Below are 12,408 nucleotides of genomic sequence, written 5' to 3'. Positions count from 1 at the left end.
TTCCCATATCTGTGTCCTTCACCCCATCAGAGAGCCTTTCTTTTTGTACGGCAAAGGTATATGGGTGTGGTGGAAATGAAAGAGTTCCGGCTTCCAGCCTTTGCCCTGAAAAAAATAACGATGTTGTCTGCGCCTGCCCCAACATTTTTTTCGTTCAAAACTTTTCTAATTCCACTCGCCCAAACCTCGATAAGCCGTAAAAAAAGGCTCAAACTCAGATGGGGAATGATTCTCTAAAAAAAAGTCAGCGGATTCAAAAGACAAGGGAAAGGAAACTTTCTGAAAAAAAGGTCTAAATCTCGCTGAAGAATAATTCGATGTTTAACTCATTAAAATTCAAGCGATATGATAACACTTACAAAAGACATCTTGGCTAAGTTCAATGCCAACCCATTGTATTCTAAAGACGGACAAGGCAAAAACGCCGAAGTCATTGCTGTATTTCACATGCCATTTACTGAAGCCTGCTGGCTTATAACCGAGGCAAGTCAGGAAGGAGATGACTGGCTTATGTTCGGATATTGCCACATATTTGAGTGGGAGTTCGGATATGTCAGACTTTCAGAGATTATGGAACTGAACATAAAAGGAATAACAGCCCAGATAGATAACACTTTGCCAAAAGGCTACACTATTGAGGACTGTCTTAAGAAGATACCATTTGCAGAGCATTAAGCTCTGCAAACTTCAACAGGAACAAACAAACATCCATTATAACGATAATAAATATTTACTGCTATGCCAAATTGGAACACTACAGATTATACACTTTATGGTAACAAGGATAATATAAAGAGATTATATACTGACTTGAAGAATACTGTTGATATTGACAGAACAAAGGAAAGCAAACCTTTTACATTCTTGGGTAACTCTTATTGGCTCGGTTACATTAAAAAAAGCCTTTTGCCAGAGGTTGAAGAAGAATTGCCAGCCAGAGGTGAAATATCCTACATAGAAGAAGAGATAGAAGACCATGACAACGATATGGCTTCTTTGAAGTTGACTACTGAAACGGCTTGGGTTGCCTGTTCGGAACTGATGGACAAGATTGCAGAAAAATACGACCTTCAGCTTTTTTATTATTCAGAAGAGCCAGGTTGCGAAATCTTTGAAACTAATGATTTAGAAGGTCAGTTCTATTCATTCCGTTATATGGTTGACAGTGAGAAAGAGGGTATCGAATACTATGATACATTTGAGCAGGTTGCAGAAGCTATAGCAAAAATGACCGGTATAAGGCTTAATAACATATCAGAAGCCGATGACAAACTTTCTGCCTTCAATAATGATGATACATTTCTAATAATTAATGAAATATCCGTTGTTTAATCCGCTTGGGGCTACCGCCCCAGGCTTAAACTTGAAATACTATGATGTACGAAACAAATTGTACCGAAATTACCATCACCCGATGGAAACAGCTCATGAGATATGCAAGACCATGTTCATACAGATTGCTTGTCAAAAGAATCAAGAAGGAAATTCCAAATCTATATAACTCCCTTGCACTTGATTTTCCTAATCCTTATGCATCTCAATGCAGGAGCACACCGACACATTATATTCTGGTGCATTCTGCTATAGAATACTTTATTAAGAAGTAGCAGTATAGCACTCTTGAAAAGGAACTTAAAGGCTTGTTTAAAATTCGGATCTTGAACAAGCCTTCAATGTATTTGAACATACAATATTCTTCATTTGAATCATCGTTTTATTATTTTTCACTGTTTCATCTTTATATATTTACTTCTTTATATCTTTTCATCTTTTCTACTTTTTTCTTTCCTCCACCCACCCCATTACTAAGGAATAAGCTGATAATCTGCATATTCATCCCTGTCCAAGGCTTGCGCTTCGGACTGGGCAGAACACACAGACTGGCAAACGGGACAAGTCAGCCATGCCGATCCATCGCTTGCTTCCGGAACGTCATGCCTGACATATCCTCTGTATATTTGCCGCAGCTTCACGTTGTTTCTCCCACCGGAAAGAAAGCCCGTCATCACGGATGCCGGGACAGAGGAGTCTCGAAAGGGCATCTTTTAAGGTTGTGGCTGAAGCCTTTCCGTATTCAAATCTTCTTGGACTTTCCGTCTTACGCCACACCTGTAACTCTCCCTCCACCGGTGCTGCATAGCTCGGCTACCTTAATCCTTCAACGCACCTGTCTCCTGCCACTCTTTCGGGAAACAACAGTCATTGACTCTTATGCACCCTTTTCCCTTACGTTGGTACTGCTGTTGCTCATTCATGCTGCCTCGACAGCCGGCCGGTCATGTACCGCACCTCCCCCAATTCATTATCGTAAGACTGCTTCGAAAAGCACGCTTGCTGTAAGTTCAAATCGGTCTGAGCATCATGCACTACACCGTTGCGAACCTCAATCTTTCCAAATGAATTTCCGGCGAAGTCAAATCATATTTCCTTGGTGCAAAGTTATGGAACAGCTTCCACTTTTTTCCGAAAGTGTCGGTGGACGATTCGCAAATACCGGCTCTGCCTATTTACGCCAGAATCTTCCTTTTTCTGATACTCACAAAAAGAGTATTCAGGGATAAATTATCTGCTGCCATCTTATCCAATAAAAAATTTAAGAATCTTCCTTTTTCTGCAAGCACAAAAAGAGTATTCGTACATTTTTTCATGGCTACCACAGAGTCTGTTCCTTATTGAAGCACCGTAAAAATGATTAATTAACTTCTAAAATTCATTCCATATGAAAAAGATTGAAAATACTTTCGCAGTGACTGGTTACGTAGCAAATGATGCTCAGGTGAACAATTTTGATACAGCAAGCGTTGCACGCTTCTCTATCGCAGTCAACCGACCTGAAAAGAAGGGGAAGGAAACTACCTACACTTCAGCTTTCATGGCTATCGAGGCTTGGCGCAAGAATGAGGCGGCCACAGCATTCGACATCATCAAGAAGGGTGCACTTCTAACAGTCAAAGGGTACTTCAAACCCGAAGAGTGGACTGACAAGGAGACAGGTCAGAAGCGTAACAGAATTACAATGGTAGCCGTCGAGTTCTATCTCGCCCCTGACAAGGTGGAGGAAGAGAAACCGGCTAAGGCTTCCAACAAGACGAAAAGAACCAAGAAGGAAACTTCAAAATAGAAAAGAGTGGCTTCGGCCACCCTTTTTTTATGCCCTTTCGAGGAGTTTATTTGCGTTCACGCAGTTCTCTTACTCCCACCGCCCCATTAAGGTATTCACTGTTCCTTGACCTTCCTTTGCTGAAGCGCACTCAGGCGGCGTAACTGCTCATGCGGTACACTCTCTCACCCATCGCCATGACTCCAGGTTCGTTCCCTTCCCTCATTGTAAACCCGTATGTCACACCATCCCTGATGCCTGGGGTACAACGGCTGCACTGTTGCATTCCGTCATCTGGTATGGCGTGTACTCTTGAACCATAGGTAAGGCAGAGCCTTGGCATACCGATAGCTTGCAAAGCAGCCAACCCTCCACCCTACTTAGGTTGTCGCTACAGCTCCTTATCTACCCAGGATATAATCGGTATAAATTCTTTTTCGATTGTCTTTCATTGGTCTTTTCTGCTGTCCGCTTCCTCATTTATCGGTGTTTCCCCATCTAAGAGCCTTTCTTTTTATACGGCAAAGGTATATGGGTGTTGTGGAAATGAAAGAGTTCCGGCATTCTGCCTTTGCCCTGAAAAAAATAACGATGTTGTCTGCGCCTGCCCCAACATTTTTTTCGTTCAAAACTTTTCTAATTCCACTCTCCCGTACCTCAATAAGCCGTAAAAAAAGGCTCAAACTCAGATGGGGAATGATTCTCAATAAAAAAAAGTCAGCGGACAAAAGACCAAACCAAGACAAAGGTTTAAAAAAGGTCTAAATCTAGCTGAAGAATAATTCAAGTTTAACCCTCTAATAATAAGCGATATGGCAACTACATTCGGAAAATATCCCAGTTTAGACAGACAATGGAATAAGATGATGTTTTCTTTTTATCCTTATTTGTCAACAAAGAATAGAAACGCAACTCAGGAAGAGTGGAAAATAAGAAGGCTTATTTGGGACTTTAAAGATGGGAAAGCATTTTCGTACGTAGCTTATTTGGTTGCAAACAAGCTCATTCAACTTTATGGGACAGAGACAAAAAACATTGTCTTTGCTTGTGTTCCGGCTTCGAGTACAGAAAAGAATGAAAAGAGATACAAATGCTTTTCTTCTATGGTTTGCCAACTTAGCGGGATGGATAACGCTTACGACCATATTAAAGTTAAAGGAGAAAAATCTGCCGAGCATGATAATGTAGATAAGAGCACCATTCATAATAAACAGGAAATAGAGTTCGACCAAGATTTTTTCAAAGGAAAAAAAGTGATAGTGTTTGATGATATTCTTACAAAGGGATTCGCTTACGCAATATTCGCCAATAAAATTGAGAAATTGGGTGCAGAAGTTTTGGGTGGTTTGTTCATAGGTAAAACAGTTTATACAACCAATTAAATGAAGGCAACAGAAACATATAAAACGATAAAAACAGGTCTCTTTCTGACGGAGACTCTGTTTTTATATTGTTATATAGCACATAACGGACTGAAGTACGAGACAACGGGAGCTACCCTTGATATTTGTAGAAAATCGCGGGACAGATGGCTCAGCCATCTGTCCACCTCTTTCACCGGACACCGCCAAGTCATAGATTACAAACAAACTTCTGAAAGGGTGAAGGATGCTATAAGATACTGTTATAAGAGCGGCGCCAGGTTCTTTTATGCCGGTGGAGCAGTTGGCTTCGATACCATTGCAGCAGAAGCAGTCCTAAGCCTTAAGGCAGAACTTTCTGACATAGTTCTTATTGTTGTTGTGCCTTTCCCTGACCAAGACAAATATTTCAATACAGAGAACAAGAACAGGTATCTGAACATCCTTAAGCAGGCAGATGAAGTAGTGACCATATCCAAAGACTTTTCAAATATCGCCTACCTTAAACGTAATGACTACATGATTTCACACTCATGCCAGCTTATTGCTTATTGGGATGAAAAGTCTTTGGGTGGTACATCTTACACCGTGAGGAAAGCACGTGAAAAGAAACTGACCATCTACAACCTATTCAAGAAATAGGCTGTAGATGGCTCTTCTACTTTTTCATGCAAAAAGTAGCAAAAAAAGTGCCCTTTGAGGCACTAATCCATTATCTTTGCGCACATACAACTATCTAATAATCTATAAATTAAGTATGCGTGAAAAGGAATTGCTTAAAATTGTACTACAAGGTGATTTCAATGTCATAAAGATAAGTAAGAATGAAGAAGGATTCTATATACTAAAACAAATGTGCGCTTTTCAAATACCAAGTTGGTGCATTATTGAAAAATCATCTAAATTCTCAGATATTGAATTCAGTATATCCATTATGCGCCATTCATCCAAGTATATTTTTAATGCGAGTGAACGGATTAAGGTGTCTGATCTCATAAACCTGAGCCAAGTCGGTTTCCAAGTAATACGAATATCACCATCAGATAAACTTGTGGTAAAAAAATTCAACCCTTTAACAAAATCGTGGATTAAGCTATCTTCTTTTCCGAAAGTATGCCTGAGAGACAATTTCCTGTCGGAGAAATTATGCAACAGAGATACTATCCTTATTGATTGACTATAATTAATGCTTAATTTGTCATGTAAAAAAAGACCGCCTTTAATCGGCGGCCTTTTCTATAGTTGCTGCTTTCAGGTCATCATTCCAATCTTTCTTTTGTGGAAACTCAGTATTTTGAACCCGGTAAGCTGTATTTTTTAATACCTCATTATCCATTTGCTCTACATCATGCTGCATATCTCTAAGGTTATTATCAAGCCATAACGTGTATTTGTAGCCCTGCTTGTCATTATCGAAGATAGTATGAAGTGACTTCACTTCATTCTTGCTGAGAATGATACGGAGCAATTGCATTTGCCCTTCGGTGAGTGTACCTTCAGTAGATACATATACAAGATTCAAACTTGTATTCGTGTGGCACAGCTGGTAATGAGATATGCAATCTATAATAGATTCACCGACGTACAAAATATCAATTGGTCTGCTTTTGTCATGGTTACTTGTAGCAAGACAATCAAACTTGCCGCCAATAATGCCCTTAAATGTTTCATTTCTCTGGGAAATAGCCTGAACTCCTTTGTCATTGTACATCTTTACACAGATGTTCCTATATATGGTGTTTTTGTTCTTAACCTCCCTGATAAGAAAGACATCTTTAAAGACTTGACTGTTTATGCAATCCTCTGATATGCCGCGCCTTTGTAGATAATTACCCTTATAAGGCATAAGCTGGTTAAGATACGTTGTCAGTTCGTCTGCACTCATACTTGTGTTGCCTACATCGTATCTGCTGTTTTCAGGGGTTATTATCTGATTCGTATTTATATAATTTTGAAGTATTTCACCGACTTCTCTTAATGTCGGTTGCTTCCCGGTTGTCTCAAACAGATGTTCCTGCATCATGTCGAGAATCGTTCTGCCTCTTACATTGTCGCTGTGCACATCCCAATAGGTATATTGGTTTTGTGCATTCCGCTTGATGACAATGGTATGTGTACCATTACTCATTTTGGGGCAGCTGTTAGAAGAACCGGCCACAAATTTCCAACCCAGATTTAAGAGAAAATCAGGGAGGGAGATTTCTGTTTTTAGTCTGTTAAAATCAACTTTCATTATTGAATATCAGTGTTTTATGTATTACAAAGATACTAAAAATTATCCAGTTTTACAACTTTATAGTTCTATAATAATCATACAAAATTACGACTTATTGCGAAATTGTTGTAAACCTGAGTTCGCCTATTTTACCGGTACCAGTTTCCGGATCTATGCTTTTGCTTTCATCAAAAACAGTTTTCCCATCTTTGGTTACCTTCATTCTTACACTTGCTTTTTCGTTTGAATGTACCATGCCCTGTGCGGCAATTTCCTTAACCTTTCCTTCTGTTACATAACTTGCACTTGCCGTAAATTCATCATCTATTGACAGTGAAGAATCTCCAGTTTTCTCGTTCCTTATATTAACCTTGTCAAGATTTGTTATATGTGCAAATCCTTTTGCATCAGTTCCACTGACCTCAATTGTTATTCTATACACTCCTGCATCACTGCTTCCTGTTGTCGGATCATCATCCTTACTGCATGATACTGTCAATAAACTCACTGCTGCTAATAATGTTGCAAAATACTTTTTCATGATAATTCAATTTATTAGTTAATTAAAATTTCTTTCTTGTCTCTGATTGTGTGTAGTATCAGGATTATTGCGTTTTTTGATTTTTTCTTCAACGCCTTTCAAGACCTCGTTTACATCATTTATTATCTTAATATAATTCTGTTGCACGATTTCTTCAAGAATGTCCAGTTCGAGTTTTTCGTTACCTTCATCAAGTCTTACCGGGAGAGAGAAAGGTGGTATTTCTTTTTCTTCAAAACGGCACATGTTCATTTGTGCATTGAAGAAAGGTGGTTGACCGCTGGCTACCTTCCCGATAAAGTGTCCTGCTGACTGTCCGGCTATTTCACGGGCTTTCAGGACTTTTTCCTTTTGTAGGCTTTCCGTTCGACTTTCTCCGCCACTTTCCTGGTGTGAATAGCTTTCCTGGGTTTCCTTCTTCTCTCCGAACAGACTCTCTATATCTTTGGCTGTCTTCTCATTTCCGGTCATTCCGTAAGCCTGTGTTCCGCAGGAGGCTTTGAGAATATTGGCACTCTTTTCTCCATAGTCCCTGACTGCCTGATTGAAGTCCTGTACGGCCAGTATGGTGGAAACATTGTGTTTTCGTGCTGTACCTATAAATGTGTCTATACCTTGCAGAAGGATTGTAGGAAACTCGTCAACCATGAATACGCTTGTTGCTTTTCCCGGATTGTTCATTTGAGACATCAGCACACTGCCTATGCAGCTGATGGCCGGTGATACGGCTTCCTTGATTGTCGGGGCATTACCTACACATAGAAGTGTAGGATGTTCCTTGTTTGTTATATCCAGTGAGAACTCTTCTTCAGGCAGCGGAGACAGCACCCAAAATATATACTTGTTGTTCAGTAACACAAGTGGCGTTTGCGCTGAAGAAACAGCTCCGGCTGTCTGCTGCTGGGCACCCAGTTTCCATGCGGTCAGCATCGAGGACATGTTCAGTGCTATTTCCGGATCTTCAGAAAGCCATTCAAATGCAAGATTACTGTCCGATAAGGCAAAGGCAATGACATGTGGAAGGGTACAGATGCCAAGGTCTTTCTCCTTGAAACATTTATAAGCTATAGAATAGACATAGTTTATTGCATTGTTCGCCCAGAAATCCGTTTTTTCTTTCCAGCTTGCCTCCAGGTTTTTCATCAGGGTCATTATGATGTTTCTGATGAATAAAGACTCATTCCCTTTGGACATATACTTTGGCGACAGTACATTAACCCTGACGGTTCTTGACATGTCGATAAAGTTTATGTATGCAAAATCAGGAACCTCCCTACCCTGTTCCCTGAAGTATTCAATGCTCCCGTATGCTATCCTTGATAGAATCGGTGAGTTGTCTTTGGTCGGATCACCTTCCCAGTCATAAATAAATCCGGCATAATTCCTTTCCGCACACTGATATATCATACCTTTAATCCAGCTTTCCGATTTACCAGAGCCGGGACCTCCGTCTATATATATATTCTGTTGTGGCTTGTGGATGGTAAGTGGGCCATTTGCTGTTTCAAATCTGAAATAGAAAGATGATTCCACATTGCTCAACCCGAATATGCTTTCATCGGACTTGACATGCCGCCTGAAGAAGTAGGGCATGGTCTTGATGATTAACAGTGTGTAGGCTACGAATATTACCGGGAATATGAATAGATTATACAAGTTTGACAGCTTACTGAAGCCTACGACAAAAATCGTAGCCGTCATTAAGGTCAAACTCGTATAAAACCATTTCTTGCTTTCATCACCGGGCTTTTTATATGGAAAAAGAAAAGCTAATCCGGCTATGAGAATTACATAAAGGAAACGGAACATGATTCCCTTAACCAATAGTTTTTCCCACATACCTTGATTCCTGACCGGTACATACAAACCATTTATTATAGCCCACTGAAATAGTACAGCTATGCCTATCAGAGTAGATAGCAGTATCAGGATGAATGACAAGTCTTTCTTCTCTTTTTCCATAATCCACTCTTTATGCGTTAGTCTCTTCTTTCTTCTCGCTCTTACCGAGTAATTCTACACGGTTTACGTTCATACTTACTGAAGGCATACAGCTTCCGTCCTCTTTCTTGAACACATCAATAAACAGATCACCGGTCACATATACCTGTGTGCCTTTTTTGATGTATTCCATGATCCTTGTTTCAAAGTTAACAAAGCATGTTACCCAAAGTGTCTTGTCTTCCGTATCTCCTGCCCCTTTGAACTTTGAAGACACATGAAAATAAAATCCTTTACCACTTTTGTTCGCACGTGCATCTGCACCTACATAACCGATTAATTGTCCTGTAAACATAATTTTTTAGTTTTAGGGTTAAATATTCATTGTTATTTCAGCGGACTTGACCGTCCCCTTACTCATTTCTGCTGTTTGGTTTGTATCGTAATCTATTCCAAAAACCTTGCTTACAGCCTTCTTGCCTTCATCGTTGCTTACATTGGCATTTAGCCTGTCTATCATAAGCAACGAAGGACTATATCCTGCATCTTTCAACTGTTCCAGCTTATCCTCATTCCCTTGACTTGCAGCCAATAAGAACTTTTCATCGTTGCTCAGTTTAGGTTCAATCCCGTTGACTTTCTCCTGTATCATGGCACTTGCCTTGGCTACATCTGACAGAATGGTATAGATGAACTTCGGATCTTGACTCAATGCCAATAGCCAGCTCTTCAGGTACATCGCGTTTTCCTCCCTGATGCAGGTAGATATACCCATTGTTTTACCACAGGCTGCTGAAGTAAGCTCTGCAATCAGTTCTTCCTTAGCATATTTGGAATCTCCGAAGACTTCTCCTTTTTCCCTTTCCAGATAACCTGTTTCACCGGTTGAATGTGCCATCTCATGCAGCAACGTTGAGTAAAAGGATTCACCGGTATCAAACTGCCCCTTGAGCGGAACAATTATATGGCATCCTTCACCACGCCTGTAATATGCACTGTCGCTTTCTCTCGGATATATCGGACATATCCATTGTCTTTCTCTGATAAGCGCATCGAGCAACGGCATGGTGTACATGCCTTGTTCATCCTTAAGAGCCGGTGCAGCGAACTGTGACCTCAGCTTTTCCCATTTTTCGGGTTGGACTTCCGGATAGTTTGTCTGAGAAACATTGAATACATTATAGGTCTTCATATATGGTGTCACCTTATATTCCTTTTTCTCCTCTTCTGACAGCTTCCTATAGTCCTCAATGTTTATCTTGTTCCCGTTTTTGTCCTTTACTGAAAAGTTCCAGTAAATCACAGGGAACGATTTTTCTCCTTTCATGATTGAAGCCCCAGCCTCCTTTGCCTGCATGAATGTCATATACAATGGTGTGCTATAACCCATTCTTTCCGAAAGAAGGTATAGCATGAAGAGGTTTATCCCGTTATATATTCTACCTTCGATGTTTTGTGGCATCCCTCCTCCACTTTCTGGAGAGAACCATGGCTTTTTCCAATCATGTTCAACCTCTTTGATTTTCTGTATCATAAGGTCTGCAAATTGCTTTAATGCCTTGTCTCCTGCTGAATCTTCCTTCATAGCTGTTCGTATAAATGGTTATTCTCATATTCACATAGCCATCTGACGGCATTCTCATTATTGGGCTTTTCACCTCTTGACTTCATGTCTTCAAGATATAGTTCAGCCAGCTCTTCCTGAGCGAACAGAAATTCCAGGTCGTCGATGATACCTTCCTGCCTTTTCTGTACCAGTTCGTTATAGTCCATAATTATATATTTATAAATCGTTGAACATCTTGTTTACCGTATTGGCAATGGGTCTGGCCATCTCTTTTGTCTTGTCAGGTTTCGGACTGCTTGCCAGTTTCACATCACCTAATGTCTTGCCTTTGTTCTCCAAACCGAATATCTTCTGGACGGCGATGAGGGTATTTTCCTGTACTCCGTTTTCTCTCATGGCTTTTATATCGCTTTGTGTTATCTTATATCCGCTCTTTTGAATATCCTGAATGACTCTGAAATTGCTTGTAGAGGCGGCTTCCAATAGTCTTGCGGCCTGCTTCTGTCGCTCGCCCAGTTCATCCGGCTTAACGTGGAACACATTTTGGATTTCTTTCATTTCATTGTCACTCAGGTTCAGCTCTTTGCCTATGCCTCTTATGTATTCCTCACTTGGCTTGTAACCTTCCTCTCTGAGTTTGTCTATCTTTTCAAAATCCCTGCTGCCGACCGCTTCCTTAAATTCACTGTCCATATCACGCTCTTTACCGGATGATATCCTGTTTCCCATGGCAGGGTCAGCAACTTCAAGTTTCGGCCTCATTTCCTTTATCAGTTCATGAGCCTTACCTTCCGTAATGCTCTGTATGTTTGAGAACTGAATCCCTTTCTTGTCATCAGTGAGGGAAATGTCTGCTAGGATGTATCCGTCTTTACTGTGCATGAGCTTACTCTCTAAAGTATGCCCGTTGGCAAGCAGATATTTGTCCGCTTTAGTCAGCTTGTATCCTTCATATTCGTTGGTCTTTCCAATCACATTCGGGATTTTTATTTCCTTGTTTGACCTTACGATTACCGAATTTAAATCTTTGTCAACCTGAAGCATGATTGTACCTTTTTTTGTATCTAGGGGGACTATATCACCATGAAGCAGACGTTCTTTCTCTGTCTTGTTAAGTTTGTGCCCCAACATCCTGTCGGGAATGGTTAGGGTTTCCTTGCGGTAAAAGACGGAAATTCCGTTCTCGCTCATGCGCAACTTTCCCTTTTTTTCGCCTATATCCATAAGGTCGGACATTATGCCCTTCTCCAGTTTTGTCCCTTTACCATCCAGCAGGTTGCCGGTGTTATGCGCATATTCGTATAGTTCCTGACCGGTATAACATACTTTACGGTTGTGGTCTATGATTGTGACCCCGTCCTTGTTCTCTCCCTTTATGTCATTCCACCGTACCACACTGATACCTTTGTTTCTCAGCTCCTTGATGTATGAAGGGTCATTCGCCCTGTTCTTGTCAAAGAATGAACAAACCTTTTCCTTAGACTCCTCCGTCCGCCGGTCATTGCGGTTTTCCTTTGCTTTTGACCTGATTTCTTCCATGGTAAGTGTGATGCTGTCACCCTCTTTGTGAAAGCGATAGCTTCCGTCATGGTATTCGGTCTTATAGCCTAGTGTTTCCGACAAGGCTCTGAACTGCCCTATATTGTTATAGGAATAGTTCTCATAAGCTTCTTTCAGTTTCAT

Annotated in this window: 15 protein-coding genes; 6 read left to right on the top strand and 9 right to left on the bottom strand. The window is 40.6% G+C overall.

Going from position 1 to position 12,408, the window contains the following annotated elements; all coding sequences use genetic code 11:
* Nucleotides 1–345 precede the first annotated feature (345 nt).
* A complete protein-coding gene (locus tag B5F25_RS12435) occupies nucleotides 346–675 on the top strand; it encodes a DUF2958 domain-containing protein (RefSeq protein ID WP_087249903.1) in 330 nt (109 codons plus the stop codon).
* Between the two features lie 63 nt (nucleotides 676–738).
* Entirely contained in the window at nucleotides 739–1,332 is a 594-nt protein-coding gene (locus B5F25_RS12430) for a hypothetical protein (protein WP_087249902.1), read from the top strand.
* A gap of 473 nt (nucleotides 1,333–1,805) precedes the next feature.
* Here the strand turns inward: B5F25_RS12430 and B5F25_RS21230 are convergent, their stop codons facing one another.
* A complete protein-coding gene (locus tag B5F25_RS21230; RefSeq protein ID WP_140406932.1) occupies nucleotides 1,806–2,042 on the bottom strand; it encodes a hypothetical protein in 237 nt (78 codons plus the stop codon).
* Nucleotides 2,043–2,719: 677 nt separating this feature from the next.
* Between B5F25_RS21230 and B5F25_RS12420 the strand changes: the two genes are divergently transcribed.
* The gene (locus tag B5F25_RS12420; protein ID WP_087249900.1) at nucleotides 2,720–3,121 is read left to right on the top strand and encodes a single-stranded DNA-binding protein; all 402 of its coding nucleotides are present in this window, start codon (nucleotides 2,720–2,722) and stop codon (nucleotides 3,119–3,121) included.
* A 130-nt stretch (nucleotides 3,122–3,251) separates the two neighbouring features.
* Here B5F25_RS12420 and B5F25_RS21225 read toward each other — a convergent pair whose 3' ends face one another.
* Complete coding sequence (locus tag B5F25_RS21225; protein ID WP_140406931.1) at nucleotides 3,252–3,467, bottom strand: hypothetical protein; 216 nt, start codon at nucleotides 3,465–3,467, stop codon at nucleotides 3,252–3,254.
* A gap of 164 nt (nucleotides 3,468–3,631) precedes the next feature.
* On the opposite strand from B5F25_RS21225, the gene B5F25_RS12415 reads away from it, so the two are divergent.
* From B5F25_RS12415 to B5F25_RS12405, 3 genes are read left to right on the top strand one after another with little or no spacing between them, the layout of a single operon-like run.
* A complete protein-coding gene (locus B5F25_RS12415; RefSeq protein WP_087249899.1) occupies nucleotides 3,632–3,865 on the top strand; it encodes a hypothetical protein in 234 nt (77 codons plus the stop codon).
* A 47-nt stretch (nucleotides 3,866–3,912) separates the two neighbouring features.
* Entirely contained in the window at nucleotides 3,913–4,482 is a 570-nt protein-coding gene (locus tag B5F25_RS12410; RefSeq protein ID WP_087249898.1) for a phosphoribosyltransferase, read from the top strand.
* Complete coding sequence (locus B5F25_RS12405) at nucleotides 4,483–5,103, top strand: SLOG family protein (protein ID WP_087249897.1); 621 nt, start codon at nucleotides 4,483–4,485, stop codon at nucleotides 5,101–5,103.
* A gap of 577 nt (nucleotides 5,104–5,680) precedes the next feature.
* On the opposite strand, the gene B5F25_RS12395 is transcribed toward B5F25_RS12405, so the two are convergent.
* The 7 genes from B5F25_RS12395 to B5F25_RS12365 form a co-directional block, all read right to left on the bottom strand.
* Nucleotides 5,681–6,694 carry a toprim domain-containing protein gene (locus tag B5F25_RS12395; protein ID WP_087249895.1) on the bottom strand — a complete coding sequence of 338 codons (1,014 nt, stop codon included), beginning with the start codon at nucleotides 6,692–6,694 and terminating at the stop codon, nucleotides 5,681–5,683.
* 94 nt (nucleotides 6,695–6,788) lie between these two features.
* Complete coding sequence (locus tag B5F25_RS12390; protein ID WP_087208987.1) at nucleotides 6,789–7,217, bottom strand: beta-barrel fold lipoprotein; 429 nt, start codon at nucleotides 7,215–7,217, stop codon at nucleotides 6,789–6,791.
* Between the two features lie 18 nt (nucleotides 7,218–7,235).
* Nucleotides 7,236–9,179 carry a TraM recognition domain-containing protein gene (locus B5F25_RS12385; protein ID WP_087249894.1) on the bottom strand — a complete coding sequence of 648 codons (1,944 nt, stop codon included), beginning with the start codon at nucleotides 9,177–9,179 and terminating at the stop codon, nucleotides 7,236–7,238.
* 10 nt (nucleotides 9,180–9,189) lie between these two features.
* Complete coding sequence (locus B5F25_RS12380) at nucleotides 9,190–9,513, bottom strand: single-stranded DNA-binding protein (protein WP_087249893.1); 324 nt, start codon at nucleotides 9,511–9,513, stop codon at nucleotides 9,190–9,192.
* 18 nt (nucleotides 9,514–9,531) lie between these two features.
* Nucleotides 9,532–10,743, bottom strand: a complete 1,212-nt coding sequence (locus B5F25_RS12375; RefSeq protein WP_087249892.1) for an ArdC-like ssDNA-binding domain-containing protein — start codon at nucleotides 10,741–10,743, stop codon at nucleotides 9,532–9,534.
* Nucleotides 10,740–10,931 (bottom strand): hypothetical protein, encoded by a 192-nt coding sequence (locus B5F25_RS12370; protein ID WP_087249891.1) that lies wholly within the window; start codon nucleotides 10,929–10,931, stop codon nucleotides 10,740–10,742. The genes B5F25_RS12375 and B5F25_RS12370 overlap by 4 nt, the downstream gene beginning before the upstream one ends.
* Before the next feature lie 10 nt (nucleotides 10,932–10,941).
* On the bottom strand, nucleotides 10,942–12,408 hold the full coding sequence (locus B5F25_RS12365) for a DUF3945 domain-containing protein (protein WP_087249890.1): 1,467 nt from the start codon (nucleotides 12,406–12,408) through the stop codon (nucleotides 10,942–10,944).

Source organism: Bacteroides sp. An19, assembly GCF_002160215.1.
Lineage (GTDB): Bacteria > Bacteroidota > Bacteroidia > Bacteroidales > Bacteroidaceae > Phocaeicola > Phocaeicola intestinalis.
The sequence above is the reverse complement of the archived record's forward strand: the minus strand, read 5'-3'. Positions and strand labels throughout refer to the sequence as shown.